This is a genomic window from Hominimerdicola alba 8, from assembly GCF_000178155.2.
Lineage (GTDB): Bacteria > Bacillota > Clostridia > Oscillospirales > Ruminococcaceae > Hominimerdicola > Hominimerdicola alba_C.
Window position 1 is genome coordinate 38,103 of record NZ_ADKM02000122.1, and the last position, 24,686, is coordinate 62,788.

Annotated in this window: 38 protein-coding genes and 3 pseudogenes; 21 read left to right on the plus strand and 20 right to left on the minus strand. The window is 44.9% G+C overall.

The window, feature by feature from the left end; genetic code table 11:
- Window positions 1-46: 46 nt before the first annotated feature.
- The gene (locus tag CUS_RS14280; protein WP_002851952.1) at window positions 47-658 is read left to right on the plus strand and encodes a hypothetical protein; all 612 of its coding nucleotides are present in this window, start codon (window positions 47-49) and stop codon (window positions 656-658) included.
- Window positions 659-766: 108 nt separating this feature from the next.
- Here the strand turns inward: CUS_RS14280 and CUS_RS14285 are convergent, their stop codons facing one another.
- The 3 genes from CUS_RS14285 to CUS_RS14295 are packed head-to-tail and all read right to left on the minus strand — an operon-like array spanning window position 767 to window position 2,890.
- Entirely contained in the window at window positions 767-1,159 is a 393-nt protein-coding gene (locus CUS_RS14285) for a PaaI family thioesterase (RefSeq protein ID WP_002852187.1), read from the minus strand.
- The gene (locus tag CUS_RS14290) at window positions 1,146-1,979 is read right to left on the minus strand and encodes a nitroreductase family protein (protein ID WP_002851974.1); all 834 of its coding nucleotides are present in this window, start codon (window positions 1,977-1,979) and stop codon (window positions 1,146-1,148) included. Before CUS_RS14290 ends, CUS_RS14285 begins: the two co-directional genes overlap by 14 nt.
- Complete coding sequence (locus CUS_RS14295; RefSeq protein ID WP_002852341.1) at window positions 1,976-2,890, minus strand: glycoside hydrolase family 5 protein; 915 nt, start codon at window positions 2,888-2,890, stop codon at window positions 1,976-1,978. The genes CUS_RS14290 and CUS_RS14295 overlap by 4 nt, the downstream gene beginning before the upstream one ends.
- A gap of 484 nt (window positions 2,891-3,374) precedes the next feature.
- Between CUS_RS14295 and CUS_RS14300 the strand changes: the two genes are divergently transcribed.
- The 14 genes from CUS_RS14300 (at window position 3,375) to CUS_RS14360 (ending at window position 10,792) form a co-directional block, all read left to right on the plus strand.
- Complete coding sequence (locus CUS_RS14300; RefSeq protein ID WP_157769537.1) at window positions 3,375-3,656, plus strand: hypothetical protein; 282 nt, start codon at window positions 3,375-3,377, stop codon at window positions 3,654-3,656.
- A gap of 26 nt (window positions 3,657-3,682) precedes the next feature.
- Complete coding sequence (locus CUS_RS20810; RefSeq protein ID WP_227945499.1) at window positions 3,683-3,751, plus strand: DUF6465 family protein; 69 nt, start codon at window positions 3,683-3,685, stop codon at window positions 3,749-3,751.
- A gap of 224 nt (window positions 3,752-3,975) precedes the next feature.
- Complete coding sequence (locus CUS_RS14305; protein ID WP_002852028.1) at window positions 3,976-4,578, plus strand: hypothetical protein; 603 nt, start codon at window positions 3,976-3,978, stop codon at window positions 4,576-4,578.
- 93 nt (window positions 4,579-4,671) lie between these two features.
- Complete coding sequence (locus CUS_RS14310; protein WP_321576479.1) at window positions 4,672-5,241, plus strand: GrpB family protein; 570 nt, start codon at window positions 4,672-4,674, stop codon at window positions 5,239-5,241.
- 47 nt (window positions 5,242-5,288) lie between these two features.
- Window positions 5,289-5,480 carry a hypothetical protein gene (locus CUS_RS14315; RefSeq protein ID WP_002851973.1) on the plus strand — a complete coding sequence of 64 codons (192 nt, stop codon included), beginning with the start codon at window positions 5,289-5,291 and terminating at the stop codon, window positions 5,478-5,480.
- A gap of 10 nt (window positions 5,481-5,490) precedes the next feature.
- Window positions 5,491-6,009: an AAA family ATPase gene (locus tag CUS_RS14320; protein WP_002852229.1), complete on the plus strand. Its 519-nt coding sequence runs from the start codon at window positions 5,491-5,493 to the stop codon at window positions 6,007-6,009.
- 21 nt (window positions 6,010-6,030) lie between these two features.
- Window positions 6,031-6,249: a hypothetical protein gene (locus CUS_RS14325; protein WP_037277614.1), complete on the plus strand. Its 219-nt coding sequence runs from the start codon at window positions 6,031-6,033 to the stop codon at window positions 6,247-6,249.
- Between the two features lie 48 nt (window positions 6,250-6,297).
- A complete protein-coding gene (locus tag CUS_RS14330) occupies window positions 6,298-6,828 on the plus strand; it encodes a hypothetical protein (RefSeq protein WP_002852046.1) in 531 nt (176 codons plus the stop codon).
- A 140-nt stretch (window positions 6,829-6,968) separates the two neighbouring features.
- Window positions 6,969-7,430, plus strand: coding sequence for a hypothetical protein (locus CUS_RS14335; RefSeq protein ID WP_002852346.1), 462 nt, complete (start codon window positions 6,969-6,971; stop codon window positions 7,428-7,430).
- Window positions 7,431-7,473: 43 nt separating this feature from the next.
- Window positions 7,474-8,967 carry a DNA methylase gene (locus tag CUS_RS14340; protein ID WP_002852035.1) on the plus strand — a complete coding sequence of 498 codons (1,494 nt, stop codon included), beginning with the start codon at window positions 7,474-7,476 and terminating at the stop codon, window positions 8,965-8,967.
- Between the two features lie 16 nt (window positions 8,968-8,983).
- Window positions 8,984-9,424, plus strand: a complete 441-nt coding sequence (locus CUS_RS14345; RefSeq protein ID WP_002852094.1) for a hypothetical protein — start codon at window positions 8,984-8,986, stop codon at window positions 9,422-9,424.
- A gap of 11 nt (window positions 9,425-9,435) precedes the next feature.
- Window positions 9,436-9,843: a hypothetical protein gene (locus CUS_RS14350; RefSeq protein ID WP_002852308.1), complete on the plus strand. Its 408-nt coding sequence runs from the start codon at window positions 9,436-9,438 to the stop codon at window positions 9,841-9,843.
- Between the two features lie 13 nt (window positions 9,844-9,856).
- Window positions 9,857-10,369, plus strand: coding sequence for a flavodoxin family protein (locus CUS_RS14355; protein ID WP_002852057.1), 513 nt, complete (start codon window positions 9,857-9,859; stop codon window positions 10,367-10,369).
- A 12-nt stretch (window positions 10,370-10,381) separates the two neighbouring features.
- Window positions 10,382-10,792: a TIGR04076 family protein gene (locus CUS_RS14360; protein ID WP_002851970.1), complete on the plus strand. Its 411-nt coding sequence runs from the start codon at window positions 10,382-10,384 to the stop codon at window positions 10,790-10,792.
- 4 nt (window positions 10,793-10,796) lie between these two features.
- On the opposite strand, the gene CUS_RS14365 is transcribed toward CUS_RS14360, so the two are convergent.
- Genes CUS_RS14365 through CUS_RS14385 form a run of 5 tightly spaced genes read right to left on the minus strand, consistent with a single transcriptional unit; the run spans window position 10,797 to window position 13,056 of the window.
- Complete coding sequence (locus tag CUS_RS14365) at window positions 10,797-11,303, minus strand: ParB N-terminal domain-containing protein (protein ID WP_002852190.1); 507 nt, start codon at window positions 11,301-11,303, stop codon at window positions 10,797-10,799.
- The gene (locus tag CUS_RS14370; protein ID WP_002852006.1) at window positions 11,300-11,644 is read right to left on the minus strand and encodes a hypothetical protein; all 345 of its coding nucleotides are present in this window, start codon (window positions 11,642-11,644) and stop codon (window positions 11,300-11,302) included. Before CUS_RS14370 ends, CUS_RS14365 begins: the two co-directional genes overlap by 4 nt.
- Window positions 11,641-11,871 carry a hypothetical protein gene (locus tag CUS_RS14375; RefSeq protein ID WP_002852249.1) on the minus strand — a complete coding sequence of 77 codons (231 nt, stop codon included), beginning with the start codon at window positions 11,869-11,871 and terminating at the stop codon, window positions 11,641-11,643. Before CUS_RS14375 ends, CUS_RS14370 begins: the two co-directional genes overlap by 4 nt.
- A complete protein-coding gene (locus tag CUS_RS14380) occupies window positions 11,865-12,647 on the minus strand; it encodes a ParA family protein (RefSeq protein ID WP_002851995.1) in 783 nt (260 codons plus the stop codon). The genes CUS_RS14375 and CUS_RS14380 overlap by 7 nt, the downstream gene beginning before the upstream one ends.
- 25 nt (window positions 12,648-12,672) lie before the next feature.
- Window positions 12,673-13,056 (minus strand): single-stranded DNA-binding protein, encoded by a 384-nt coding sequence (locus CUS_RS14385; RefSeq protein WP_002852271.1) that lies wholly within the window; start codon window positions 13,054-13,056, stop codon window positions 12,673-12,675.
- A gap of 246 nt (window positions 13,057-13,302) precedes the next feature.
- On the opposite strand from CUS_RS14385, the gene CUS_RS14390 reads away from it, so the two are divergent.
- Genes CUS_RS14390 through CUS_RS14395 form a run of 3 tightly spaced genes read left to right on the plus strand, consistent with a single transcriptional unit; the run spans window position 13,303 to window position 14,614 of the window.
- A complete protein-coding gene (locus CUS_RS14390; protein WP_002852177.1) occupies window positions 13,303-13,728 on the plus strand; it encodes a hypothetical protein in 426 nt (141 codons plus the stop codon).
- A 2-nt stretch (window positions 13,729-13,730) separates the two neighbouring features.
- Entirely contained in the window at window positions 13,731-13,856 is a 126-nt protein-coding gene (locus CUS_RS20685) for a DUF6572 domain-containing protein (protein ID WP_002851950.1), read from the plus strand.
- A gap of 26 nt (window positions 13,857-13,882) precedes the next feature.
- Window positions 13,883-14,614, plus strand: coding sequence for a recombinase family protein (locus CUS_RS14395; RefSeq protein ID WP_172634530.1), 732 nt, complete (start codon window positions 13,883-13,885; stop codon window positions 14,612-14,614).
- Here the strand turns inward: CUS_RS14395 and CUS_RS14400 are convergent.
- The 3 genes and pseudogenes from CUS_RS14400 to CUS_RS18810 form a co-directional block, all read right to left on the minus strand.
- Entirely contained in the window at window positions 14,611-16,233 is a 1,623-nt protein-coding gene (locus CUS_RS14400; RefSeq protein WP_002851972.1) for a recombinase family protein, read from the minus strand. The two genes, CUS_RS14395 and CUS_RS14400, sit on opposite strands and share 4 nt — an antisense overlap.
- Before the next feature lie 153 nt (window positions 16,234-16,386).
- Window positions 16,387-16,611 (minus strand): hypothetical protein, encoded by a 225-nt coding sequence (locus tag CUS_RS14405; protein WP_157769538.1) that lies wholly within the window; start codon window positions 16,609-16,611, stop codon window positions 16,387-16,389.
- 163 nt (window positions 16,612-16,774) lie between these two features.
- Window positions 16,775-17,845, minus strand: a pseudogene (locus tag CUS_RS18810) (relaxase/mobilization nuclease domain-containing protein); the annotation flags it as partial.
- A 59-nt stretch (window positions 17,846-17,904) separates the two neighbouring features.
- On the opposite strand from CUS_RS18810, the gene CUS_RS14415 reads away from it, so the two are divergent.
- Window positions 17,905-18,690, plus strand: a complete 786-nt coding sequence (locus CUS_RS14415) for a dockerin type I repeat-containing protein (RefSeq protein ID WP_002852349.1) — start codon at window positions 17,905-17,907, stop codon at window positions 18,688-18,690.
- 153 nt (window positions 18,691-18,843) lie between these two features.
- A complete protein-coding gene (locus tag CUS_RS14420) occupies window positions 18,844-19,275 on the plus strand; it encodes an NEAT domain-containing protein (RefSeq protein WP_002852129.1) in 432 nt (143 codons plus the stop codon).
- Window positions 19,276-19,549: 274 nt separating this feature from the next.
- On the opposite strand, the gene CUS_RS19915 is transcribed toward CUS_RS14420, so the two are convergent.
- From CUS_RS19915 to CUS_RS14440, 5 genes and pseudogenes are all read right to left on the minus strand, one after another.
- Window positions 19,550-19,723, minus strand: coding sequence for a hypothetical protein (locus tag CUS_RS19915; protein WP_157769539.1), 174 nt, complete (start codon window positions 19,721-19,723; stop codon window positions 19,550-19,552).
- 14 nt (window positions 19,724-19,737) lie between these two features.
- Complete coding sequence (locus CUS_RS14425) at window positions 19,738-19,926, minus strand: hypothetical protein (protein WP_002852361.1); 189 nt, start codon at window positions 19,924-19,926, stop codon at window positions 19,738-19,740.
- Window positions 19,913-20,203, minus strand: a pseudogene (locus tag CUS_RS14430) (sensor histidine kinase); the annotation flags it as partial. The gene CUS_RS14425 and the pseudogene CUS_RS14430, both read right to left, overlap by 14 nt.
- A 66-nt stretch (window positions 20,204-20,269) precedes the next feature.
- Complete coding sequence (locus CUS_RS14435; RefSeq protein WP_002851962.1) at window positions 20,270-20,875, minus strand: response regulator transcription factor; 606 nt, start codon at window positions 20,873-20,875, stop codon at window positions 20,270-20,272.
- Window positions 20,876-21,127: 252 nt separating this feature from the next.
- Window positions 21,128-21,361 (minus strand): DUF6809 family protein, encoded by a 234-nt coding sequence (locus CUS_RS14440; RefSeq protein WP_002852284.1) that lies wholly within the window; start codon window positions 21,359-21,361, stop codon window positions 21,128-21,130.
- A gap of 86 nt (window positions 21,362-21,447) precedes the next feature.
- Here CUS_RS14440 and CUS_RS14445 point away from each other — a divergent pair.
- Window positions 21,448-21,747: pseudogene (locus CUS_RS14445) on the plus strand (recombinase family protein); the annotation flags it as partial.
- Between the two features lie 310 nt (window positions 21,748-22,057).
- Here CUS_RS14445 and CUS_RS14450 read toward each other — a convergent pair.
- The 4 genes from CUS_RS14450 to CUS_RS14460 form a co-directional block, all read right to left on the minus strand.
- Window positions 22,058-22,675 carry a CPBP family intramembrane glutamic endopeptidase gene (locus CUS_RS14450; RefSeq protein WP_157769540.1) on the minus strand — a complete coding sequence of 206 codons (618 nt, stop codon included), beginning with the start codon at window positions 22,673-22,675 and terminating at the stop codon, window positions 22,058-22,060.
- Window positions 22,676-22,785: 110 nt separating this feature from the next.
- On the minus strand, window positions 22,786-23,016 hold the full coding sequence (locus tag CUS_RS20515; RefSeq protein ID WP_002852296.1) for a sensor histidine kinase: 231 nt from the start codon (window positions 23,014-23,016) through the stop codon (window positions 22,786-22,788).
- A 15-nt stretch (window positions 23,017-23,031) separates the two neighbouring features.
- Window positions 23,032-23,997: a sensor histidine kinase gene (locus CUS_RS14455; RefSeq protein WP_002852017.1), complete on the minus strand. Its 966-nt coding sequence runs from the start codon at window positions 23,995-23,997 to the stop codon at window positions 23,032-23,034.
- Window positions 23,994-24,656 carry a response regulator transcription factor gene (locus tag CUS_RS14460; RefSeq protein ID WP_002852183.1) on the minus strand — a complete coding sequence of 221 codons (663 nt, stop codon included), beginning with the start codon at window positions 24,654-24,656 and terminating at the stop codon, window positions 23,994-23,996. Before CUS_RS14460 ends, CUS_RS14455 begins: the two co-directional genes overlap by 4 nt.
- Window positions 24,657-24,686 lie beyond the last annotated feature (30 nt).

Genomic DNA, 24,686 nt, shown 5'->3' on the forward strand with positions numbered 1-24,686 from the left:
TAATTGTTACGAATATAAATCGAAATTTGCAGATTGGAGAGAAATTATGAGCGGAAAAGCTAACGAAACAATAACATTGTTTATAAGTAAACTATCTGAGACTACAGGTTATAAGTACTTGAAGAGCAGCAGATCACTCAAGAAAACGATTGGTCAGATTGTATTTGAAGTCATATTTTTCTCGTCAAAATGGAATGATGACAATAATATTGAGATAAATGCTGACTTTCGGGTTTCATACAAAAAATACGGTGCTGCATCAACCATACACAGCATTGTAGCCGGTAAAAGTTTTCAATCAGGCAAGGAATATTGGTATGATATTTCAAGTAAAGATAAGTTTGAGGAGATACTGAAATATTTTGAAATGGAGCTTCAGACAACAGCTGTAGATTTGTCTAATAGATTTGATAAAGATTTTAAAGATGCGTGTCGGTATCTTCTCGAAGAAAAGTTTAGCGAGTATCATGTGTTTTTCGATTTTCTTATAGATGTTCTTGGGGAAGAAAGCGTAATGTATCGAGTGAATGAATTTATAGAACAATTAAGCGATTCTGACAAGCAACAAATAGTTGACTATAAAAAAGGTGTCAGGAATAAATCTTGGATGTTAAATAGATCTAATATGAGATTTGTTGTGGATAATGGATATATATAAATCCTGATTTATCTTAGCAACCGTATAAAATAGAATGCCCCTAAGCGCTTAAACGCTTGGGGGCAAAACTTCTATATGATTATCCGTCTTAAGAGCGGGGCGTTTGTTTTATGATTTGTGAAAACCGACTATCTTGACAGCTGCAAGGGGAGTGCCCTCGCTGTCGCTGACTTTTACAATATAGGTGCAGACTGACCTGCCGTCTTTGACAAGTTCTGTTTCTGCAAAGATCTTTTCGGTCTTAGGCACGCCGATGAAAGAGATATCTGAATTTAGTGATACTGTTCCCGACTTCTGCCAGTTAGAAGCGACAGCAAAAGCAAAATCTGCCAGTGTGAAATAGACGCCGCCCATAACACCGCCGACAGCATTTTTGTGGCGTTCTGTCAGCACAAGACTGACCTTTGCATACCTGTCACCGACTTCTTCGATATAAGCGCCTGTGTCAAAGGCGTAAAGGTCATGGCTGAAAAATTCGCGTATCTCATCAATATTCTTCATTCTGACCTCCGTCAAGCAAAAAGCCCGCTACAAACTCTAATCCGTTTGCTTTGAGTTCGGGGTCTTCAAGACTGAATTTCGTATTAAGACCGTTCTGTTCAGCACAAAGTGCAAAGTGACTAAGTGCGATGCCCATATCGATCTTCTGCATATCCCAGCCTTTCGAGTCAATATAGCCTTTGTCATGCTTCATATAGAAATAAACGCCGTTTTCATTGACGATCACGCGCCAGGGCTGTTTATTTACCGCAGAGGGTGCCAGCTGTACTGCTTTGAGTATCTCAGTAAGTTCGGGATACCTGCTTTCGGTAAGCGGCATATCAGTACTGCCATCGAAGAATATCTCGCTGAATTTTTTGCGTGTATCAGCCCTTATTCCTGCGCGCATCATAGTTTCACGTACAGACTTTTTAGCTGCTGCTGTACCGAGCGGGCTCATGCAGGGCATTACTTCGTCTTCATCGACCTCCATAGCTTCTTCAAAAGCCTTGCGGTTCATGGTGCCTGCGATCCATGTTGTCCTCAGACCCATCTCCTGTATATGCAGCACAAGCTGTTCAAAGAAATACCCGAAGGCTTCTTCCGCATGGGGCAGTCGCTTGACTTTGCCTGCGATAAAGGTATCTGTACCCACGATGACAGGGCTTGTCAGACCGTGCATGCCGCCGTCAAGTATACGTACCTGTATGTCGATACCGTAGGGAGTTTTTATGCTGTGTGCAAACTGCATTATCTCATCGCGATGCTGTGGGGTCACTTCTTCATCATTGAAAGTACGCACGCTTTTGCGTTCTTTAATAAGTTTAAATACATCTGTCATTTGTTTTTCTCCTCTTCTGCAAAGTCCATGAACTTATCTCTGACAATTCTTCCGGATTCTTTGAGGTCATCATCTTCCCAATGGGAGAGTTTGGTGCAGTTTTGGGCGAATACGCCGCAGGTGTCGCCATGATTTGATAAACACCAGCAAATACAGCTTAGCCCCAGTCTTTCAATGACATCAAACCACGCCGCAGACTCTTCGTAGTCTATCTCACCTTTACCGCTCGCCTCGCAAAGATTGAATTCGTTGATGAACACAGGCAGACCGGCTTTAGCACAGCGTTCCAGCCTGTTCCTTATGGCGTGCTTGTGTGTGGCTGCGTAGAAGTGCAGCGAGTACATCACGTTGTCATATTCCAATGGTCTGTCCAGCGCACAGTGTATATCCTGTGACCAGTTGGGTGTGCCGACGATTATCACGGCATCGGGACTGTTTTTGCGTATCACAGGTATCATTCTGTTGGAGTACTCGGTTATCCTGTCCCAAGTGCCGCTGCCGTTGGGTTCGTTGCAGATCTCATAAAGTACATTTGATCTATCTGCAAAGCGCGCTGACATGTCACTGAAAAATTCCTCTGCTTCATCTGCATATCTCATCGGGTCACAGTCGCGCAGGACATGCCAGTCCACAATGACATACATGCCCAGCTTTTCTGCGATGCTGACACCATTTTCGACCAGATCTTTCATATGTTCTTTATCGCCGCCGTTGCAGTATCCGCGAAATTCATCGGTATAAACGGCTATCCTGACACAGTTGGTCTTCCATTCATCGTGAAGTGCTCTGAAGACTTCTTCACATACATATTCGGGATACCATGCTATGCCGTGTGTAGACATGCCAAAAAGTCGTACAGGCTTTTCACCATCGGTCAGCCTTCCTCCGATAACCTTTAGTTTTTTCAGCATTTTAGCAGCTCCTTTAATATTGTAACTTAAGCACGAAAGTATATATTTTACCAATTTAATTATAGCTGATTTTTATGTATATTCTGCACAAAAATAGTTAATAAATTATAACATCATATGATGTTGCTTTCAGTTTGATTATATGATATTGTTGCCCCTATTCGGCAATGCTCAACAAGGTCGAAAAGGATTATTCTACAGTAGATGAACTGTGCGACCATGATGAACTGTCGAAGTTCACCCGTGATGAGATCAAAAAAGCCGTGACAGAGCTTTGCAGTGGAAGTTTATCCTTAAAGTGGATAAGCCGTATGGCTGCGTTTATGCGGTAAATAAACTGCTTATGGCAAATATGGAGTTTGTGTACGTAGCGTAAGCTGAGGTTAGAGAAATGGACAAGAAAACAAAAGCAAAAAGGACAATATCAGATACGATCTGACGAGTACATAGGTCAGGCGGCTATGCCGTTCCGAACAACTGCTTTGTGCGGTCTGCCAATCTCAGTTGGAGCGCGATCGGTCTGCTTGCAAGAGTAATGGATTTCCCCCATGAATGGAATTTTTCTAAGGCTGGACTTATTGCACTATGTCCTGACGGTGAGTCGGCTGTTGACAGCGCTCTGAATGAACTGAAAGAATGGGGCTACCTTGAAATTGAAGTAAAGATGCCGAATGAGAACCCGACAGGCAGGATTCAGACGGTCTACAAGTTCTATGAGTATTCAGCGAAGTATACCTCTATTCCGCTGTCCTATACCACACTCTGAGGTCAGGCATTCCCCGGAGCAGTTATATCAAGCCGGAAGATAAGGCAGTTTACTACGTTGTAAACGGCGATTTTTCCGATAAGATCGAGCTTTGATTTGACGGTATTGTAAACGGGTGCGACTCGCTCAGGGGTGCTCCCGTTTTTTCGTATGGTGGATTGAAAATCAGGGCTGATTGTGGTATAATAGGTAACATAATCAATGTGCGAGAATGCTCGCACAAATCGTAATTTGTCTTTCTATGGGAGAATAGAAAAATGGAAATCTGAAGAATAGAAACAGGCGATGAGTAAATAGAAATAATAAGGAGATTTTAACTATGACACAAAAAGAAAGACTTGTATATTTTATTAATAGGATAAACAGTGATGAAGAATTGAAAGAGGAAATTTACAATAAGTGTGATCCAGATACTATTTATCCGCAGAAAGAACTTATGGAGGATTTGGAATGGCTTATGGAAGGCGGGAGCGAAGAAAACTATGATCTTGTCCCATTTGCTAATGATGGTTCTGGTGGACTGTACTTGCTTGTAAATGATCAACATATTGCGTATTTTGATTCAGAGGGCTGTGCTGGATATGTGGCTGAATCTGTTGATGATTTTTTCAATATCCTTTTCGTATTTCGCTTTTTCTGTCTTTCTAAGGGTGTGATGAAGAGTTACGAACAATTTCTTAAGGAATGTGAGGAGGATTTGTTCGAGATTAAGCCATCGGAAGCATTTGAGAGATTTCTTATCAAGGAAAAGATGGAGACGGACAAAGAAAAGGTGTATGAGAAATTCATTAAAGGGTTAACAATCACGCCTATATTTGAAATCAATCCTATAGATGAGGAATATGTGAAGACAAATAACTTGCTTGGTATGGAAGAAGACGAATTCCTTGAACTCTGCAAGAAGATTTGTTCGCAAGGATAGGAATCTAAAGCCTAGCATGTTTTTTATTTGAAGAAGATATGATTAAATTCTAGTAATAACAAAAATGACAAATCGTGAGTTGTAGAGGTCTTGATGATGGGAAAAGAATTGTCGGAAATGACATTGGAAGAATTGTGGGAGTTGTTCCCCATATTCCTTGTACAGCACGATGCTCGGTGGAGCGAATACTTTGGGGAGATAGAAGCAGTGATCACTGATCTTCTGACAAATTATCCTGTTAAGAGTATCAGTCATATTGGAAGTACAGCGATACAGGAAATATGGGCTAAAAACATTGTTGATGTGATGATCGAGATCTCTGAAAATGCAGATATAGAAGAAATCTCACACATTTTGGAGCAAAATGGTTTTATCAAAATGTCCGATGAAAAGAGACGTATTTCACTCAACATGGGATATACAAAAGACGGCTTTGCAGATAAGGTCTATCACATTCATCTTAGGTACACCGGAGATAATGATGAGCTGTATTTCCGAGACTATATGAATGAGCATCCCGAATTGGCTAAAGAATATGAAGCATTGAAATTACGGCTCCGGAAACAATATGAACATGACCGAGATGGCTATACAAACGCAAAAACAGAGTTCATCTCTAAATGGACGGCTGAAGCACGAAAGGAATATGGAAACAGATACTAACAGCTTCTCAGTCACCGCAGTAAATTATATAAGAAGGAGTGAACCCCATGTGTACTTGGTTCTATGCTGAAAAGTCTGTGCTGTCACCGATCATCACAAAGGCACAGCAGTTACCGCTTGCGGATACGATCAGGAACACTATTTCACGTTCGGCGGAAATGTCGGGCAATATCCGTCCTACCGATATGGCGGCGGAACATCAAAAAAGAAAAGTATGCGATACAGCCGGAAGGAGCTGAAAGCAAGGTTATGATAATACTGATAACCGGAGCATCACACACAGGCAAAACGCTCCTTGCACAAAAGCTGCTCGAAAAATATCATTATCCGTATCTGTCGATAGACCACCTGAAAATGGGGCTTATCAGAAGCGGACAGACAGACCTGACTCCTTATGACGACGATAAGCTGACAGATTATCTCTGGACGATCATAAAAGAAATGATAAAGACTGCCATCGAGAACAGGCAAAACCTGATCGTAGAAGGCTGTTATATTCCGTTTAACTGGAAAGACAGCTTTGATGAGGAATATTTATCTCAAATCAAATTCTTTTGCCTTGTGATGAGTGAAGCGTATATTGATGAGCATTTTTCCGACATTATAGGAAATGAAAACGTGATTGAAAAGAGATTGCCGGACGAGGACTTCACGATTCAGTTTGTGAAGCAAGAAAATGAGTATTATCTGAAAAACTGCTGTCAATTTGGTCTTGACTACATTTTAATTGATAAAAGTTATGAAATCGAAGAATACTGTCAATTGTGAAGTGGATTAGGGGGGAACACTATGTGTACTTGGTTCTATGCAGAAAGATCCACGCTGTCACCGATCATCACAAAGGCACAGCAGTTACCGCTTGCGAATACGATCAGGAACACTATGTCACGTTCGGCGGAAATGTCCGGCAATATCCGACCGACCGATATGGCAGCGGTGTTTGCTCCTATAAGCAATACTTTGTCATCAAACTTTAAATGGGCTTTTTACGGCAGAATAAATGAGTAAGAATGTGCGAATTCACTACACAAATTTTTTTCATGAGGATTGATTGGTTTGAAAAAGAAAAACAAGAATAACAAGAAAAAAGAAAAGATATTTATACCTAACTTCACACTGTTTCTTGCACTTATATTTTTTTTGATGGGAGCATTTCCGGCGTACGGTTATTGGAGTATGCGAAAAAACTGCACATATGAAACAAAAGGCATCGTTATTTCTGAGGAAAGCGGGAAAACAACTGATCTTTATCATACTGTTGAAGGTTGGTATATATCACGCCGTCCCGGATACGGATATAGCGGCAGATATGATAAACATTGGATCAAGATCGAAGTTGAGACAGATAGCATTTTCAAGCATGAGTACCTTTATGCGGATGTGGGGTATGGCAGTAAAGACGATGAAATAATAATCCGTTACAATCCTAATAATCCGGATGAATATTATTTTGCAGTTAGTTATAATGGCTACAAATCTACTGCAATGGTGCTGTTTTTTATATGCGGTGGTATGATAGTATTATCAGTATTCCTGTTTATTCACTATAACAGACCTCTACTGTTTCCAAAGAAAAAAGATAAATAATACTTAAAATCAAATCATAAGGTGGTGAGTTGGTTCTACGCATAAAGATCCACGCTGTCACCGCTCATCAACGGACTATCCTGAGCCGAAGCCGGAGTTTATGCAGATATAGAATGATTATAATGAAAGGAACTTGATATATGTTTTTCAGAAAGCCGAAAAAAGTAAAAAAAGAAAATGAAACAATAACCAACGCAGTTTTTGGAGAGCTTGAATACATTGACTGTGCGTGGGAAGGATATTCGGTAAGCTCGCTGTTTGGTGAAGAAAAGACCATTGATCTGTATGTGTATGCTGATGAAGATAATAAGATCATTGGAAAGCATCAGGAAAAGGTCTATCAAGATTATCTGAAGAATCGAATAGAGATCGAAGACGCTGTCAGAAAAGTTATTTTCAGAGAATTTAAGCTCCCGTATGATTTTGAACTTACATCACGATTCAGAGTAAGTTCGATAATAGTGACCTGCGACGGTAATTGCGGCTTGGCAATAGTTGACACTACCTATGAAATGGGACATAACCGTTTCAAATTTGTGGTCGAAACCGAACCCGACTACGAATTTACAGATTCAGAAGAATATTATATAGAAACTAAATGATAACAGGTAAATAAGATCACTTTCAAAAAAAGGACGGTGAAATATGAACAAGGTATATGTAGCAATAGACCTCAAATCGTTCTATGCGTCGGTAGAATGCGTAGAGCTTGGGTTTGATCCGCTGAACACAAATCTTGTGGTAGCCGATCAGAGCCGTACCGAAAAGACAATATGCCTTGCTGTTTCGCCGTCACTGAAAAGCTACGGTATTTCGGGCAGAGCAAGGCTGTTTGAGGTCGTTCAGCGTATCAAAGAGGTCAATGAGCAGAGACAGAAGAAAGCTCCCCACAGACAGCTCACGGACAAGAGCTACATTTACTCGGAGCTTGTGTCAAATCCGTCCCTCGCCGTTGATTATGTGGTCGCTACTCCGCAAATGGCGAAATATATGGACGTAAGTGCGAAGATATACGGCATTTACCTGAAATATGTTGCTCCCGAAGATATTTTCGCCTACTCGGTGGACGAGGTTTTCATAGATGCAACAGGCTATCTCAGCACCTATCACACGGACGGTCACGGCTTTGCCCGTATGCTGATACAAGATGTGCTTGACACAACAGGTATCACGGCAACGGCAGGAGTCGGCACGAATATGTTTCTGTGCAAGGTCGCTATGGATATTGTGGCGAAGCATATTCCGGCGGATAAGGACGGTGTGCGAATCGCTGAACTTGACGAGCAGACTTTCAAGGATAAATGGTGGTCGCATACGCCGATCACGGACTTCTGGAGAGTGGGCGCAGGCACGGCAAAGCGCCTTGAAACGCTCCACATCTACACAATGGGCGATATTGCCAGATATTCCCTTGACCGCTATCATATCGGCAAGCTGTATAAGCTCCTCGGCAAAAATGCGGAGCTGCTGATAGATCATGCGTGGGGCATTGAACCGACTACCATAGCCGATGTGAAAGCCTATAAGCCGTCAAACAACAGTATCACTTCGGGACAAGTTCTGCAAGAGCCTTGCGACTACGAGCGCACACGGCTGATCGTGTGGGAAATGGCGGATATGCTGTCCCTTGATTTGGTAGATAAGGGGCTTGTGACAAATCAGATCGTGCTTACTGTCGGCTATGACCGTGAGAGTCTTGCGGACGGTCACTACCGGGGCGAAGTGGTTTCCGACCGCTACGGCAGACAAGTCCCGAAACACGCTCACGGTACACAGAACCTCGATAAGCACACATCGTCCACAAGGAAAATTGTCGAAGCGACAATGACGCTTTTTGACCGTATCTTCGATAAAACTCTGCTTGCAAGGCGTATCAACCTTGTTGCCTGCAATGTCATCAAGAAAAGTGATGTGCCTGAGAGCGAGAGCTACGAACAGCTTTCCCTGTTCGATACGGAAGAAGATATACAAGACCGTGCAGACGATGAGAAGGCTCTTGAAAAAGAGAGAGCATTGCAGGAAGCGATGCTCACGATCAAACACAAATTCGGAAAGAATGCCGTTCTGAAAGGTGCGAACTTTACGGAAGGGGCTACGGCGAAAGAACGAAATCGGCAGATCGGCGGGCATAAGGCATAGAAAGGACAATGTATATATGAGATATACTGAAATCGACTTGCAAATTGAAGATATTATGTGGTTTGGAGTCGATACGAACGGCTGCATTTTTGCGTGTACATCAGCAGGGATAGCGAATGTTCCTGAATTTGTCTGTAAAAGCAAGGAGCAAACAGAATTTATCGAGGATTATTTTACCAAAGAACTCGAAAAGACAACATCAGCAATTCTTGAAGCACCATATGTTGACAATCCATTAATGAGAGATGCTACCGGACTTGCTGAAAAAGGTGTGTTTTCATTCGATGCTGTGACTGATAACAGCGAATATGACAGAGAATACGTCAAGATTGCTTCTCCAAAGACACCGATCAGATATGCCGCATTACCCGATGATATTAAAAAACTCCTGCAAGAACACACGGTTCCAGTTGATGCAGCGAAAGAAAAGTATATTTGTGTCAAACACGCATATTAAAAAGGTTCATTATGGATAATTACGATGATATAAAGCACCTCACCCGTCCGCAATATGACGATCTGCACCCGATGTCCATGAGCGACAGGGCGGCACAGTTCAGCCCCTTTGCGGCACTTGTGGGCTACGGTGATGCCGTTGCCGAGACTGCAAGGCTGACCGACAGTAAAGCCGAGCTGACAGAGGACGAAATGTCCCTACTGAACGCAAACCTGAACCGCTTGCTTGACAGCTTGGACGAACAACCGCAGGTCAGCGTGACATACTTTGTACCCGATGAGAAGAAGTCGGGTGGCAGATATGTTGAAAAGGTCGGTGTGGTGCGGATATATGACAGCTATGCCAATGAACTTGTGTTCACGGACGGTGTGCGGATAGCGGTGGCAGATATGGCAAAATTGGATTTTATGGAGAAATAACGGAGGTATCATTATGAAAATACTTGTACTGAACGGCAGCCCCAGACCTAATGGCAACACTGCAAAAATGGTCGGTGTATTTCGTGAAGTCGCTGAAAAGAATGGTCATGAGGTAGTCTGCTTTAATGTCTGTAAGATGAATATAAAGGGCTGTCTTGCCTGTGAATACTGTCACGGAAAAGGACAAGGCACTTGTGTTCAGAAGGACGATATGCAGGAGATCTACAAGGAACTGAAAGATACGGAGATGCTTGTGCTGGCTGCACCGATCTATTATCACGGCATTTCGGGACAGCTAAAATGTGTGATCGACCGCTTTTATTCGGCACTCTATCCGACAGCTTCGGAAAGTCTGAGAAAGACTGCAATGTTTCTTAGTTCGGGTGATCCTGATATGTATGACGGTGCGAAATTCTCCTATGACGGTGATTTTCTCGGCTATCTTGGCTTGGAGGGCTGCGGTATTTTCACAAACCATGATAATGATGTGTTCGGCAAAATCAGGAAAATGGCTGATTCGCTGTAATGGAGGAATATCATGCAATACGAATGTAGAATAACAGTATTAGACACAAAGGTATTCTCCGAATTACAGGAGAAGTACCTCGCAAACCCGAAGTCCGGCAAATGTCCGTTTTTCAATGTGGGTGACACATTTGTGCTGAAACGGACGGCGGAACAGGACGATTTCTACCACCTGATGAACGGCAGGTTCTGTGGTGAAGCGTGGGACGCTATCAGCAGATATGTGTACTCAGCTTTGCAGGGCGGTTCGATCATGCGCAACTGGACAAATGATGACCGTATGATGATCGCCTGCTGCAATGACGGTACAAGACCTGTCATATTCAAGATCGAGCGTATCGACATTCCCGAAACCGCTGAGGAGGAAGAATGGCTCTCAAAGCAGAATTTCAGGAACAGCGCTGATGAGGCTTATACGGGATAATTTACTATGACACTAGTGGATTCAAGGTTGTGTCGCCACTGATCTCGGCATTGGGATTTTCAAGAAGTGTCAGCTCACGGATTATATCGTTACGCTTGCCTGGGGAGAACATTTTGCTGTGTCTGCTTGTAACAACAGCCGCTTGTTCAGATATTTTCAGGTCTGAAAATGACCTTTGGATAAGGTTGCTTTCGATGACATACATCTCTGCCTCGTCCTCGGTCAAACCCGTCTTGACGATAGCCGGCACGGTGGGCAGTCCTGCGAGCTTTGAAGCGTTCCAGCGGTTGTGACCGATCAAAATTTCATAACCGCCCTCGATAGGCTGAACAATGATAGGAGACAGCACACCGTTCTCCTTGATGCTTGCGACCATATCCTCAAGGCGTTCACCCGAATACAGCTCAAACTTATGGTTGTGGTAGGGGTGAAGCTGATCGCACGGTATCTGCTGTATGGCGGTCTGCGGTGCGGAGAGCATTGTTCCCAGGTCAAACTGCGGTGTATTCATCGTTTCATCTTCCTTTCCATATCCGCAAGCTGTTTTCTCAGCTCACGGTTGTCAATATCAAGCTCCATGATACGCTTTTTCAGTTTCTTGATCGAAACATCGGCACGGACGATCATATCCGCAAACCGCAGGAGCGTGTATTTATATCTGCGCTGATTGTAGTGAAATTCGTAGCAGAGCTTTCCAGATAGCCTGTCACGGCTCTCGGAAAGGCTTGCAAGCACTTCCTTTGAAGTCTCTGCGATGATCTTGCTGTGGTCGGTGCTGAAATACTCGTTCAGCTCACCATCGCCGTGGGGAGTGAAAAGCCACGGCATTTTGTCGGTGTCAAAGGGCTTCATGACTCGTCCTCCTCGTCATCATCTTCATCGGTGCAGTAGTCAAGCCCGTTCTGGAGCTGAATGTAGATGCCCGAATAGCGGTCATGCTCTGCGCCGTCGCTGTTCATCATCGCTTCAAGGAAATACGCCTGTGCTTCTTCACGGTCTTCCCACACCTTTACTTCGCCGTAGCATTTGGTTGTGACCTTGCGGTTGGGGTTCATTGCGAGTTCGGGGATATTTAACATCTTGAAAGCACCTCCTGAGCCAATTCATCATATTCCTGACCTAACTTGTGACCTGTGAGACAAAGCGGTGTGCCGTTCTCGGAGCTTTTCGCCGCTTCAATGGACTTGCTGATGCTTGTCCTGAACAGCATTTCGCCGTACTTTTCATTGAGGGTTTCGATAGCCGTTCTGCTGACCTTTGTGCGGTCAACCATAGTCGGCAGCACTCCGATGAGGTTCAGCTTCGGGTTGGTGTTCGCCTTGACGAGCTGTGTGAGAGCTTCAAGGGACTGCAAGCCGTCCATACTGAACTTCTGTGTCTGCACGGGTATCAGCACTCTGTCCGCAGCGGTGAGGGCGTTGATAAGGAGCGTTCCGAGGGACGGCAGGCAGTCGATCAGCACGAAGTCATACGCTCCGATCACATCTTCCGTAAGTATCCTGCGGAGAATATGCTCCTTTGAGATCATCGTGACCATGAGCGTTTCCGCATTGGCGAGGTTAATGTCGGCGGGAATGTAGTCCACTCCTGCGGTTTCGCTGTGACGGATCGCTCTCTGAGCTGTGTCTGCGGTCACGGGATTTCCTGCGTAGAATGACATGATAAGCTGTGTCATGGTCGGGTTGCCGTCTGGCTCGTATTTCAGGTACTCGGAGAGGTTTGCTTGCGGATCGAAGTCGATGAGAAGCACCTTCTTGTCATGGTTCAGAGCAAGGCAAGCTCCGAGGTTATAGGCTGTGGTCGATTTGCCGACACCGCCTTTCTGGTTGCTGATTGCGATGATAGTAGTTTCCATTTTCGTATCCTCCTGTGATTTTGGCTCAGAACAGTGGATCGTCCTCTGTTCCTGCGTATGGATTGCCGTTGTCGGTCGGTGCGGTGTTCTCACGCTTCTTACCACCTGAGAAGTGGATCTCCTCGACCTTGACCTCGATAGCCGAACGCTTCTGACCGTCCTTTTCATAGCGGTTGTTGTGGACTGAGCCGACAAGTGTCACCATATCGCCCTTGCCGAACCAATCGACGATCACATCAGCGTTACGGTTCCAGGCGGTGCAGGGAAAGAAGTCAGTTTCGGGATTTTCCTCGCCCTTACGCTTCGGGCGGTCGCAAGCGATAGTGAACTTGCAGAGGCGGTTCTCGCCAATGGTCTTGATTTCGGGATCGGCAGTCATTCTGCCTGCTACTAAGAATTTGTTTAACATAGGTATTTACCTTCCTTTCGTGGTTTCGGGTTTCTGTGTTTCTGTTGTGCTTTTATTATACCTGACTTTACACCCAATGTCAAGTATAATTTTCTGTATTTTGGAATCTTTGTAGGGGCGCAGCAATCAGCACCCTGATTTTCGGTTTTCCCCAGTGTGATTTGACTAAATTTCTGATTATACTTGACTTTGCACCCAACATTTGATAGAATAGGTGTAAAGACCTATATTCAGGGGGGATAACCTTTGTTTAAGCATAAATGTGAGATGTGCGGACTGGAGTTTGAGACGAACAACACCCGTGCCAAATACTGTATCTATTGCCGTGATAAGGCTCAGGCTGCCCGTAACCGTGCGTATGCTGAGAAAAAGAAGTCCGGCTCTGCCGTGAAGATCGGCAGCGAACAGGTTTGTCCGATTTGCGGTAAGACCTACACCGTGACCTCCGGCTCTCAGAAGTATTGCAAGGAGTGTACCGCAGGCAAGAAGCGAAAGAAGTCCGCTCCGAACACGGAATACCTCAAAGGGCATTACGATTATATCCGTGTCAATGTTCCGAAGGGAGAGCGTGAGAAGATCAAGGCTTATGCGGAATCGCGCGGTATGAGCGTGAATAAGCTGTTGCTCACGGCGTTGGAAGAATATCAAAAAGCTCACAAGCAGGAGGGATAATAATGGCTATTGATAATGCTGATGTCATTGATGCTACTGCCTATGAAGGTAAGAAGCTGATACTTCAACTCTATGACCATTTGGAGTTTGATGATGAGATAATCAAGGATCATATGTTTCCGGCGTGACCTTCGAGAGACCGGGCATACAGCGTATGCTCGACGATGCAAAGACAGGTAAGATCAACCTCATTCTCTGTAAAGACCTGAGCAGATTTGGTCGTAATTACATCGAGGTGGGCAGATATGTGGATTACCTGTTTCCGCTTTATAATATCCGCTTCATCGCTTTGACCGATAATGTGGACACTGCCAATGCTGATAGCTCCGCTATGGACATGATGCCGATCATGAATATTTTTAATGAATGGCATTCTGCAAACACCTCCAAAAAGCTGAGAGCCGTTCACGCTCAGGGCGCAAAGGTCGGCAAGTATAAATGCACATTCACTGCCTACGGCTATCTCAAAGGCAATGATGAAAAATACACGCCCGTTCCTGACCCGCAGACTGCACCGATCGTCCGCCGTATCTTCGAGATGTACGCAAGCGGTATGAAACCCATACAGATCTGCAATGTGCTGAACGATGAGCATATTCCGACACCGACTGACTATCGTGCAGCGCAGCTTGGTAAGCCGAACCCTTTTAGCAAGGTTCATTTGTGGGGCAACACTACTATCAAGTCCATTCTGAATAACGAGATCTATATCGGCACAATGGCTAATCTCAAGACCTCGTCCATAAGCTACAAGAACAAAAAGAGAGTACGCAAAGACAAGTCCGAGTGGGTCACGGTGAAGAATAATCATGAGCCGATCATACCACAGGAGTTGTGGGATAAAGTTCGTGAGATAGATAGTTCACACCCGAAAACACATTCCTAAGCTATGATCTCACAGGAATCCACTATTACCGCAAAACGCTGATATTTATTCGCTTTTATTAAGGTATATGCCACTCTGTACCCGAAAGGTACGAAGGACAGATAAATATCTACAAGCCTGTGATTTTGTATCACTATTCGGTCAACGATGTCACGGTACAGTTCAACGTTGTCGATGTCAAGACGATCTGTGACTCTCACGGTTTCTATGTACTTCTTGATCCCTTCGATTTGTTTTTTGTTGATGTTTTCAATGTCCGTTCCGTTTGTTATTCTTTCGTTCAGTTCTGTGAGCTTTTCGTCATAGTATTTATTCTGCTCGGCAAGATCTTCCTTTGAGATAAGTCCCTCCAGCAGAAGGTCTATGGCGTTTTTCTTTTTCAGCTTGATCGACTCGGCTTCCTTACGCAGAGCTTCAATATCCTCAGTCGGACGTTCTGATTGTGACAAGCGAATATCAGACCAAAGCTGTTCTTCGATCTCGGCTTTCGATACCTGCACACATTCAAGCACATGGCGCACACACAATGCCAAAGCGTCCACCAAAATAGTCCTGTTATCGCAGCCTATCTTTTCACCTGCCGAATTTACAGTGACATTCGCCCCGAAATTTGCACGATTTCGACAGCGCATCGACTGCCTTTCCGCTACACTTGTGGCTCCCGTAAGGGTGAAAGGCTTGCCGCATTTTCCGCAGGATATTTTTGCACTGAACCAGTATTTGTTTGAATGCCGTCTGCCCTCGGAAATACTTTTGCCGCGTCTTGCGATTTCAGCTTGAACACCGTCCCAAACCTCGTGAGTGACTATCGCCAAGTGATGATCTTTTATCATAATGGAAGGTGCGTCGGGATAGCTGCCGTTATTTCTCACCTTATGCTTAGTAAGATAGTCCTCGGTAACGTATTTCCACTGCTTGTAATCGCCGCAGTATTTCTCGTTTTTCAGTATCTCCAAAACTGTCGCACCTGTCCAGAGCTTACCCGTTGCCGATGAAATATTGTCAGCGTTCAGACCTCTCGCTATCATTGTCGAACCTTTTTTATCGTAATAATATTCGTGATAAATACGCCTCACGATCTCGGCTTCTTCGGAAACAACGACAAATTGATTTTCGATAACTTTATAACCGAAATACCGTGTCCTGCCTATCGGCTCGCCCTTTTCCATTCTGCGCTTCATACCCCACTTGACACGTTCAGAGGTCTTGCGGCTCTCCTCTTGCGCCAAGCTCGCCATGATCGTCAGACGAAGCTCGCCGTCCTTATCATTTGTGTCGATACCGTCATTGGTGAAAATAACGTTGATTTTCAACGCTTTCAGCTTGCGGGTATAGTTCAGCGTATCAACTGTGTTTCGGGCAAATCTGCTGACTTCCTTTGTGAGAATAGTGTCGATCTTTCCGTCCTCACAGTCTTTTATCATGCGGTTGAAGCCATCACGATGTTTGGTAGAAGTTCCCGTAATTCCCTCGTCGTAGTATATTTCCACGAGAGACCAGTCGGATTGACTGTTGATGTATTCCTCAAAATATTCTCTCTGAGCGGACAGCGAGTGAAGCTGATCCATAAAATCTGTACTAACTCTTGCGTAAGCCGCTACTCTTTTTTTGCTATACATTGTACCTCCTTCCCCCGAGATTCGGGGATAAATATCCCCCTGCTATATATGATTTTACACTTTAAAGTCTTAAATGTCAAGGCCTTTTACACAAATTCCGATATAAATATATGAAATTAAAAATACAGCAGGGGAATATATCATCTCTTGTTCTTACGATGCAGGATTGTTATTATCATTGACCGCATTATCCGTTTTGACAGTATTCATATCAATCAGCCTTTCGAGCTGCTCCGCTGTCAAAAGCCCTTGCTTGTAAAAAGCCTTATAATACCCGATCTTCATGGCGCGGATAAACGCCTGTCGGCTTTCTTCGGATATTTCGGGCTTGGGTATGTTTGTTGTGCTGTTCTCTTTTGCTTCCATAATTCTACTCAAGATTTATCTCCTCTCACTTTTTTGATCGTTATTCTCGGCTATGGGCGAACGATAACGTGGGATACATTTTAATCAAATCCTTTCATGAAAAGTTTTATTCCGCTATTGACGGTATCGGTTGAATATGATATAATTATTTTAAAATGCAATATATATATGAGTATCACCTTTTTGGCTTCTTTTTCCTAAGCAGTTCCTGCCGCTGACGTTCTTCATCGACCATTTCGGCAAAATAGTCATGTTTAGAAAGTCGGTCATAAGTTTCAAAAATATCTTTGAACACTTCATGCTGTTGTCTGCACTTTTTCAGCATTTCTTTGAGGGCTTCAATTTTTCTGCTGATATTATGGCTCTGCTCGGTAAGTCGGTCGAAGTCTGCACGGGTCAGAATATTGTTGTTATTCATCGCCTGCTTGTACATTGACAGCTTGACTTTTTCGACTTCGGATAGTTCACCCTTTTCGGAAAGCGAGTAATATTCCTTTACTTGTTCTGCGAGGCTTGAAATGCGGTCATGCTGTTCGGTGAGTTCATTTATCTCGACCCGCAACTTTTCATATTCCTTGCTGGTGTCGGTAATCATGCCCTCCAACTCTCCCAGCGAACGAATATTATACTTATTCATAACGGACAGCTGCGCCGAAAGACGATAAACATCAAGGTCATTATCGGCTGAATATGGCATGGTGACATTCTGCTTTCGGGGGACTTTTCGGTGCTGGTCTGCGAGAATGCGAACATCACCTATTATAGAGGAATATGCCGCCCATAGCTTTGAATCATCGTCCTGCGAGGACTGTAAATCCGTACTAACTTCACGATAGGTTATGCGGATTTTCAGGCTTTCCTCGGTATATTCCTCACCAAGCGTTTTGGTACGAACGAACTTTTTCTGTTCTAGTGTGCGGATAGAGATATATTTCCCACGCTTGACTTCATATCCACATTCTTCGATAGCCTGCAACAGTTCATCAAGTGAATTGACCGTAGGTATCAAGCTATCGATGATCTGTCTGATTTCCTCTTTCCACGAAGTACCGTTCTGCTTGTGCTGCCACTCGTTGTACTTCATTGAGCAACCCTTGCCCGTGAGGTTGGGGTGAATATTTATGCCAAGTGCCTTGCATACCCCATCGGAATGTTCACGAACTCTTTTCAAAGATTCCTTGTTCGCATAAAACTTATGACCTGTCAGCGAGTAAGAATTTATGATGATATGGTTGTGCAGATTACACTGAGGAAAGTGTAAAGGCGCTTAATGACGCTATTAAGGAGGCTGAGGACGTTATCGCCATGACCTATCACGGTCAGGAGGATATTGACCCCGCAAGCGAAGCCCTCACAGCGGCAGTTGAGGGTCTGAAACTGAAAGCCGCCGACTACACCGCCGTTGATAAAGCAATAGCGGCTGTTCCCAAGGACACAAGCGTTTACACCGATGAAAGCGTTAAGGCTGTTACAGATGCGGTAAATGCGGTAGTCCGTGACCTTGACATAACCAAGCAGTCCGAGGTCAATGCAATGGCAAAGGCGATAAATGACGCTGTTGCGGCTCTTGAAAAGAAACCCGATGACAGTTCTTCCAAGACCGATGACGACAGTTCTTCCAAGACTGATGACAGCAGTTCTTCCAAGACTGACGATGACAGCTCTTCCAAGACTGATGACAGCTCTTCCAAGACTGACGACAGCAGTTCTTCCAAGACTGATGACGACAGTTCTTCCAAGACCGACGATGACAGTTCTTCCAAGACTGACGATGACAGTTCTTCAAAGCCTGATGACAGTTCTTCCAAGACTGATGATGACAGTTCTTCAAAGACTGACGATGACAGTTCGTCCAAACCTGACGACTCCAGCAAGCCCGACGACAAGCCCGCACGCACAAAGGGCGATATAGATAACAACGGCAAGGTCAACGTGACCGACATCGTTAAGATCGCGGCTCATGTCAAGGGCGTGAAGCCCCTCTCGGAGGAAGAGCGCGCCGAGGCTGACCTTAACGGCGACGGCAAGGTGAATGTCACGGATATTTCGCTGCTTGCGGCGCACGTAAAAGGCATCAAGCCACTTAAATAAACACAGGCAATAATAAGCGGCGCTCATCTCACGCCGCTTTTTGCCTTGTTAGTACCCGAATGATCTGTTCGGGTACATATCCGTGTTTCGGGTGCAGAATAACGTTCCCGAGATACGGATATGTAGAATTTAATCAAATTCAGGAGGTATATCATGAAAAAATTTGCAGCAATACTGGCGGCAATGGTGCTGACCCTCGGCGGAGCAGCCATGACAGTCACCGCCACGGACACCCAGATCCCGGATACTTCCGTTACGGCGGAGGAAGGCATCGCAGACGGCATTTACACCATGTCAGCCGAGATGATACAGCTGAACAAAACGGACAAGTCAATGGCTAACGAGGCTATCGACCACACAGTCATCTTAGAGGTCGAGAACGGCGAGTGCTACATAACAGTGACCTTCAAAAGCCTGAAATTTCTGGGACAGGAGGGCTATTTGCAGTCGCTGAGCTATTTTGACGCAGGCTATGAGATCAGTCAATATGGTAAGATCATTCTCCACCGCATAAAAATCACCCTCGTGCTCCTCATATCTTACCTTGAAATAAGGGTAGCGCTCTATTGCGAGAGCAAGCGCTGATTCCAGAGCACTGTGTTCCACATTGTCATTCATTCTTATCTCATATACTTCACTGGGGAGGCCGTTTTTTCTGTAAAGATAGGGCTGACCTGCTCTTACTTTTTCCGCTGTTACTATATTTTTCATAATATATTCCTCGCTTTCGGTTCGATGTTGTTTGTTTCTATGTCTGAGTATACTGCCCGACCGTTTGCGAGTTGTTTCAGAAATGTTTGAGAAATGTTAATGTGCACGCATAAGAAAACCGTCTGCCTTTTCAGACAGACGGTGATCGTCAATTTCCATTTTTGATCTTTTCACTCAGCGCAAGTATCTCATCACGGTATTTTTCACGGCTGCGTTTTGTGACTGCCTTGCTGACAGGCGTAGCCAATGCCGCCAGAATAAAACCAACTGCTCCCGCTGCTGCTCCTGCCGCAAAGTGCGAAAAGCTCAGGAGCAGTATCACACCGCCAGTCAGTATCAGAACACCGTAAGCCCCACAGCAATGCCTGCAAAGGTGCCGGGCAGCTCTGCCTTACGATCAAGTCGCTTTAGCCTGGCAAGATCGCTGTCGGGCTTTTTAGGAACTGAGATATATTTGGCAGCTATCCTGTCTGCCACGCTGCTTTTTGCGGGTGAATAGCTGTATGTAAATTTATCCTCGCTCATCGTCGTTACCTCCGCTCTCATTATGCAGTATCACCGTAAATGTGCTGCCCTTTCCCAACTCGGAGCTTACTGTTATCTCTCCGCCGATGATGTCGATGATCCTTTTGACAAGTGCAAGACCGAGACCGTTTCCTTTTGATGCATGGGAAGTGTCACCCTGATAGAACTTGTCGAAAATGTGTCTGCCCGTTTCGCTGTCAATGCCGCAGCCTGTGTCTGAAATGCTCACGGCTGCACCGCCGTTCATTCGCTTCACCGCAACCGACACACTGCCGCCCTTCACTTCAGCATCGCCTTGTAGCCTAAGCCGTGAACTGTGACGATTTCAAATTCATCACAGTTTTCAAACTTCTCTCAATTTTCGCATATATACATCCACCGAGTGCAAGCCCGAAGTTGCCTCGATATCCCAGAATTCTTTCATCAGCTGGGAGCGTGTGAAGGTTTTTTTGGGATTTGAGAGCAGTTTGAACAGAAAATTGAACTCACGAACTGTCAATGTGATCTCCTCGCCGTCATAGATACAGCTCTGCTCGTCTTCGTTCATGGTGAGACTGCTAATGGTCAGCAACTTGTTTGCACTGATATTGGCACGGCGGAGGATCGCACCTATTTTCAAAATCAGTTCCTCTAAATTGACAGGCTTCACGAGATAATCGTCAATACCGAGCTTGTAGCCCCTCTGCATCGAACGCATATCGTCCTTTGTGGTCATGAACAGAATCGGGATATCCTTGTTGAGCCCTCTTACTGTTTCAGCAAACTCAAAGCCGTCAATCTTCGGCATCATGATATCTGAAATGATCAAATCAAAGCTCGCACCATACATCTCATTATAGGCATCAACAGCATTCAGACATCCCACCGCTTCATAGCCATTCAGACACAGATATTTGCATACAGTTGCGTTCAGCTCCTTGTCACCCTCAACCACAAGGATCCGTATCATATCATCAGCTCTTTAGAGATATTCTGATTTTATTATACCACACCCGCCCTCTGATTTCAATATCTCTGCACTATTTTAACCTTTCTCAAACATTTTGTCTTTGCACTGTAGGCAGGAGAAATACAGATGAGCAGTACAGGTCAATACGAAACCATGTTGATCACAAATTAATGGGCATCTGAAAAGAAAAACAGAGCTATGCCTTCAGTACACGGTCATGGAGGACATAGCCCTTTCCTTATGCTATGATATTTATCTGTCCTGAATTTCCTGCATCATATTTGCCCCATCCTTGAAGCCGACCTTGTAGGCAGCTCTCATCTCAGCGGCGGCGGTATCGCTCACGCAGTCGAAGAGCTTGTGAAACACATCAATCTGCTCCTCGCTCAACGAATCTTCAAACGGTATGCAGAGTTTGTTAAACTCGTCAGAAAACTCAGCGGAGTGGATTTCACCCTGTCTGTAACCCAACATCGCATCAATCATTTGTATCTGCCCTTTCGGTTTTATTGCTGTAAAATCAACCGTCCAAACATAACCCAAATAATCGTTGTTAAGGTGTTGCTTACGGCACTCCTACGGGCAAATTCATGTTGACCGTGTTTGCCGCCCTCTCTCAGTTGAAGCGTGAGCAGCTCAAACAGCGTCAGCGTGAGGGCATCGAGATCGCTAAGGCACAGGGCAAGTACACAGGGCGAAAGCCTATCCCCACCGACTGGACAAGGTTCGGGCAGCTCTATGGGGAATTGAAGTCGAAGAATATCTCTGGCAGAGATTTTATGCGGAGAATGGATATGTCAGCAAACACATTCTACCGCCGTGTGCGTGAGTATGAAATCCGTCACGGCATCATCGAGCAGACCTCAGCTTGACCGTCTGGCGAACGGAAATGCCCCACAGCACCGTCTGAGCTTGCGGTTATTCAGTTCCAATAGGGTTTGTGCCTGTTGTGGTATGCTCCACAATTCTGATTATGACTTATGCGGAACGGAAAACAGGTGTGCCAGTAGGCTATGGTTTATTGCCATTACATCAAAATACCTGATTATTCTTCTGCAAAAAAGTCATATCATTTCTTTCTGCCATTGCCGAATTTTGCATAATACATCTCAGCACCTGACGAGAGCATTACTGTTTTATTTTTAGCATCATACATCCTACGATAACCTCCACTGTCTGCTCTTACTTCAGCATCATCAATAGACCAAAAGAGTTTGTGAGGATATGCGCTCCTATCGGTACACAGATATTCCTTGATCTTGCATAAAGAAAGGCGAAGATCAGCCCTGCTATGATATAGCCGGGCATATTTATAAGTTGAGCTGTATCTCCTCCCCATATACCGGCTTCGGCAACGTGCTGGAAAGCAAACAACAGAGAAGGTACAATATATGCTAAAAGCCTGTTCTTCCCATACAGCATTCCAAAAGCTGTATATCTATACAGAAGTTCCTCCAGCACCGGACCATAGATACAAGCCATGAATCCCATGAATATCGGAGATTTTTTTATCATCTCTGTAACATTGGTCGTATTAGCATTGTCTGCTGTGATACCAATGGCAGATCTTATTATGCCCATTATGATGTTGTCCCACAGGATACCCTGCAAGCCGACGATCATAACTGCACCGAGCGGGATAAGCAGCAGACTTTTCTTATTATCTCTAAATTTCTTCGCTTCACCTGCAATATCAGGAAGCATTACAATGACAAGAAGAATATTCAATATATCCCGTATAGTGTCTATAACAGGAATGCCAAGTGGTACGCTGATATTGCTGAAATAGAAAAACAGCATGATAAGGCAAAATATCTTCTTCCATTTTGCCGAAGTATTGAGTGTACTATGATCCATGATATATCATTCCCTGCTTGAACGTTTATTTGGTCAATTGGTTGAAATCGTGTTTACGCTAACTTTACCACCAGCGTTACACTAAAGCAATCCTCATGTATCTCTGCATAGACCTCTCCGCCCATGAGCGACATGAGGCGTTTGCAGATGAACAGTCCCAGACCGTTGCCTTGTATCTTATCGGCATTGCTGCCACGATGAAAACTCCCGAATATCTGCGGAAGTTCCTTTTCTTCAAGGGTACAGCCTGTGTTTGTCACTGTGATAAGCTCACAGCCGTCCATTTTATCATAATTTATTTATATACGTCTGCCGTCACCGTATTTGATTGCATTTTCGATCAGGTTTTGCAGACATTCAGCCAAGCGGTCAGCATCGCAGGAGAGGATACAGTCATCGTATTTGTGTATGACAAATTCTGTTCCCGAAATACCGAGCTGAGGTGCATACCTCGCATGGATCTTTGTGATGATGTGACTGAGGAACGCTTCACCCTGCGTGACCTCAAAGCTCATGAAGTCCTCACTTGCCGCTCTGGTGATCTCGCTGACAAATCGCTCGATCTCATCCGCGCGGGCATTGATACTCTCTGCGGCACTGCGGCGTTTTTCCTCGTCGCTGTATATTCCCTTTGCAAGCGCCTTTGCATTCAGCTTGATCGCAGAAAGGGGCGTTTTGATGTCATGAGAGAGGGAGAGCAGCAGCAGCTTTTTGTCACGCTGCATGGAAATCTCCTTCTTTCTGTCGTCCTCGATCTTTTCACGCAACAGATTTACACCCCATGTGAATTTCCCGAAGAAACGGCTTTTCTGTTCGGGTATCGGTACTGCAAGATTGCCCCTTGCAAGCTCCTGTGGGACATCGTTTAAGCTGCCAAAGGGTTGTATCACATTATGCCAGATATATGCAAATACACCGCATAACAGCAAAAACAGGACACCCAAAATACAATTTGCAGCGATCAATAAGCTATCATCGTTACCGAGCGAGTATTCCACACGGTACAGCGTTCCGTTTGCTTCTATGATGACATAGTGTTCATCGCTTTTGTAGAGATCATCGCCCGTATACACCCCTGTGAGATGGGGATAGTCTGCAAGGTCATAGCTGCCTGTTTCAGCTATCTCGTCCGCAAGACGTTTTGCTTCTACACGGTACCCACCGTCAGCATATTTCCGATTCTGTAACATGACGATATTCAGCACCGCCGCAAGTATCAGAAATATCGTAAGCACTGCAATACACAGCCTTTTGAACGTCCTCATACAAACTTATACCCCACGCCCCATACGGTCAGCAGACGCTTGGCATTTTTGGGATCATCGCCCAGCTTCTGCCGCAGACGGTTGATATGCACATGGAGAGTTTGAAGCTCCGAATCGCTGTCGCTGCCCCATACTGTCGAAAACAGGTACTCCTTTTTCAGAGCCTTGCCCTGATTCTCGATGAGGAGTGCCAATAAGTCAAATTCCTTTGCGGAAAGCTGTACAGGATTGCCGTCGATCTCTGCGGTCTTATTTGCAAGATTGAGCGTAACACCGCTTGCGGAGAGCATACTTCGCTGATACCTGCGCTTGAAAATGCCTTTGATCTTTGCAAGCAGAATATCTATATCATAGGGCTTCTCGATGTAATCGTCAGCCCCTAAGTCCAATCCGTTCAGCTTATCTTCCTTGTCTGTCCTTGCACTGACGATCAAAATCGGCGTATCGGCATTCTCACGCAGCTTGGAACATACGGCAAACCCATTCATATCAGGCAGATTGATGTCCAGCACCACAAGCCTTGTACCGTATCGCTCAAAAAGCTCCACGGCACGCTCACCGTTTTCCACCGCTGACACGGTATACCCCTCCGCACGGAGAAAATCCGTCAGCAGTGAGCTTAGTTCCTTATCGTCCTCAACGATCAGAATATCGGTCATAAAAAATCACCACCTACCACTATTGTACCA

What these genes read in the sequence shown, in the direction of transcription:
- CUS_RS14420 (WP_002852129.1), top strand. Translation starts at nt 18,844, where the DNA reads ATGAAAAAATTTGCAGCAATACTGGCGGCAATGGTGCTGACCCTCGGC.
- CUS_RS14460 (WP_002852183.1), bottom strand. Translation starts at nt 24,656, where the DNA reads ATGACCGATATTCTGATCGTTGAGGACGATAAGGAACTAAGCTCACTG.
- CUS_RS14370 (WP_002852006.1), bottom strand. Translation starts at nt 11,644, where the DNA reads ATGAAGCCCTTTGACACCGACAAAATGCCGTGGCTTTTCACTCCCCAC.
- CUS_RS14320 (WP_002852229.1), top strand. Translation starts at nt 5,491, where the DNA reads ATGATAATACTGATAACCGGAGCATCACACACAGGCAAAACGCTCCTT.
- CUS_RS20685 (WP_002851950.1), top strand. Translation starts at nt 13,731, where the DNA reads ATGGCTATTGATAATGCTGATGTCATTGATGCTACTGCCTATGAAGGT.
- CUS_RS14455 (WP_002852017.1), bottom strand. Translation starts at nt 23,997, where the DNA reads ATGAGGACGTTCAAAAGGCTGTGTATTGCAGTGCTTACGATATTTCTG.
- CUS_RS14400 (WP_002851972.1), bottom strand. Translation starts at nt 16,233, where the DNA reads ATGTATAGCAAAAAAAGAGTAGCGGCTTACGCAAGAGTTAGTACAGAT.
- CUS_RS14305 (WP_002852028.1), top strand. Translation starts at nt 3,976, where the DNA reads ATGACACAAAAAGAAAGACTTGTATATTTTATTAATAGGATAAACAGT.
- CUS_RS14325 (WP_037277614.1), top strand. Translation starts at nt 6,031, where the DNA reads ATGTGTACTTGGTTCTATGCAGAAAGATCCACGCTGTCACCGATCATC.
- CUS_RS14395 (WP_172634530.1), top strand. Translation starts at nt 13,883, where the DNA reads ATGCTCGACGATGCAAAGACAGGTAAGATCAACCTCATTCTCTGTAAA.
- CUS_RS14290 (WP_002851974.1), bottom strand. Translation starts at nt 1,979, where the DNA reads ATGACAGATGTATTTAAACTTATTAAAGAACGCAAAAGCGTGCGTACT.
- CUS_RS14365 (WP_002852190.1), bottom strand. Translation starts at nt 11,303, where the DNA reads ATGAATACACCGCAGTTTGACCTGGGAACAATGCTCTCCGCACCGCAG.
- CUS_RS14350 (WP_002852308.1), top strand. Translation starts at nt 9,436, where the DNA reads ATGGATAATTACGATGATATAAAGCACCTCACCCGTCCGCAATATGAC.
- CUS_RS14415 (WP_002852349.1), top strand. Translation starts at nt 17,905, where the DNA reads ATGACCTATCACGGTCAGGAGGATATTGACCCCGCAAGCGAAGCCCTC.
- CUS_RS14335 (WP_002852346.1), top strand. Translation starts at nt 6,969, where the DNA reads ATGTTTTTCAGAAAGCCGAAAAAAGTAAAAAAAGAAAATGAAACAATA.
- CUS_RS14425 (WP_002852361.1), bottom strand. Translation starts at nt 19,926, where the DNA reads ATGAGCGAGGATAAATTTACATACAGCTATTCACCCGCAAAAAGCAGC.
- CUS_RS14450 (WP_157769540.1), bottom strand. Translation starts at nt 22,675, where the DNA reads ATGCTGTTTTTCTATTTCAGCAATATCAGCGTACCACTTGGCATTCCT.
- CUS_RS14375 (WP_002852249.1), bottom strand. Translation starts at nt 11,871, where the DNA reads ATGTTAAATATCCCCGAACTCGCAATGAACCCCAACCGCAAGGTCACA.
- CUS_RS14385 (WP_002852271.1), bottom strand. Translation starts at nt 13,056, where the DNA reads ATGTTAAACAAATTCTTAGTAGCAGGCAGAATGACTGCCGATCCCGAA.
- CUS_RS14380 (WP_002851995.1), bottom strand. Translation starts at nt 12,647, where the DNA reads ATGGAAACTACTATCATCGCAATCAGCAACCAGAAAGGCGGTGTCGGC.
- CUS_RS14355 (WP_002852057.1), top strand. Translation starts at nt 9,857, where the DNA reads ATGAAAATACTTGTACTGAACGGCAGCCCCAGACCTAATGGCAACACT.
- CUS_RS14360 (WP_002851970.1), top strand. Translation starts at nt 10,382, where the DNA reads ATGCAATACGAATGTAGAATAACAGTATTAGACACAAAGGTATTCTCC.
- CUS_RS20515 (WP_002852296.1), bottom strand. Translation starts at nt 23,016, where the DNA reads ATGGACGGCTGTGAGCTTATCACAGTGACAAACACAGGCTGTACCCTT.
- CUS_RS14345 (WP_002852094.1), top strand. Translation starts at nt 8,984, where the DNA reads ATGAGATATACTGAAATCGACTTGCAAATTGAAGATATTATGTGGTTT.
- CUS_RS14285 (WP_002852187.1), bottom strand. Translation starts at nt 1,159, where the DNA reads ATGAAGAATATTGATGAGATACGCGAATTTTTCAGCCATGACCTTTAC.
- CUS_RS14340 (WP_002852035.1), top strand. Translation starts at nt 7,474, where the DNA reads ATGAACAAGGTATATGTAGCAATAGACCTCAAATCGTTCTATGCGTCG.
- CUS_RS14295 (WP_002852341.1), bottom strand. Translation starts at nt 2,890, where the DNA reads ATGCTGAAAAAACTAAAGGTTATCGGAGGAAGGCTGACCGATGGTGAA.
- CUS_RS14280 (WP_002851952.1), top strand. Translation starts at nt 47, where the DNA reads ATGAGCGGAAAAGCTAACGAAACAATAACATTGTTTATAAGTAAACTA.
- CUS_RS14310 (WP_321576479.1), top strand. Translation starts at nt 4,672, where the DNA reads ATGATGGGAAAAGAATTGTCGGAAATGACATTGGAAGAATTGTGGGAG.
- CUS_RS14435 (WP_002851962.1), bottom strand. Translation starts at nt 20,875, where the DNA reads ATGATACGGATCCTTGTGGTTGAGGGTGACAAGGAGCTGAACGCAACT.
- CUS_RS14315 (WP_002851973.1), top strand. Translation starts at nt 5,289, where the DNA reads ATGTGTACTTGGTTCTATGCTGAAAAGTCTGTGCTGTCACCGATCATC.
- CUS_RS14440 (WP_002852284.1), bottom strand. Translation starts at nt 21,361, where the DNA reads ATGATTGATGCGATGTTGGGTTACAGACAGGGTGAAATCCACTCCGCT.